This is a genomic window from Bartonella sp. ML70XJBT, assembly GCF_028618425.1.
Taxonomy (GTDB): Bacteria; Pseudomonadota; Alphaproteobacteria; order Rhizobiales; family Rhizobiaceae; genus Bartonella.
The window spans coordinates 1-695 of sequence record NZ_JAQISX010000103.1; the positions used below are offsets into that span (position 1 = coordinate 1).

Below are 695 nucleotides of genomic sequence, written 5' to 3' on the forward strand. Positions count from 1 at the left end.
TTACTATTATGCTTACCATCTCCTTTGCCATGAAGTGCTACAAACGCTTTGTCATCATCACTCCACAACAGTGCATTCTGAGCAATGTTGTCTGAAAGATCATGTTGAAGCTTCGTGAAAGATTGATTTACACCAGCAAAGGCGGCTGCAACATTATCATAAATCGTCTCCTCAGAACTTCCATCTTCTTTGAAGCTCACTATCTTAAAGCTTGGTGCTGTCCATTTATCTTCTTCATACTTAGCACCACCACCAAAATAGTTCGCAAGCGTCTGATTCAAGGAATAAAGCTGACTACCATTCACTGCATCAACCGATCTTTCTGTAAGCGCTCCTGATTTTACACCTGTGAGACGCCGTGACGCTCCATCAATATTCGCAAACGTAACTTCAGTTCCGCTCTTTTCACCTCCAACCGCAATGACACGTGTCTTCTCATCTTGCTTAACAAGACTGTCTCCTACAACTTTCGTAATCTCATTCTTAAGCTCTTTATGGATATTCGTGAATGAAGCACCAACTCCTTCAAATGCAGCAGAGACACTTTCATAGCTTTGCTCTTCAACAGCACTCCCATCATCCTTAACTGTCTTTACCTTGAAGCTTGGTGCTATCCACTGACCATTCTCATACTTAGCTCCACCTCCAAAATAGCTCGCTAACGTATTATTCATCGAATAAAGTTGAGAACCATT

Annotated in this window: 1 pseudogene; it reads right to left on the minus strand. The window is 41.9% G+C overall.

Annotated elements, in window-relative coordinates:
* Positions 1-674, minus strand: a pseudogene (locus tag PVV65_RS09895) (hypothetical protein); the annotation flags it as partial.
* Positions 675-695 lie beyond the last annotated feature (21 nt).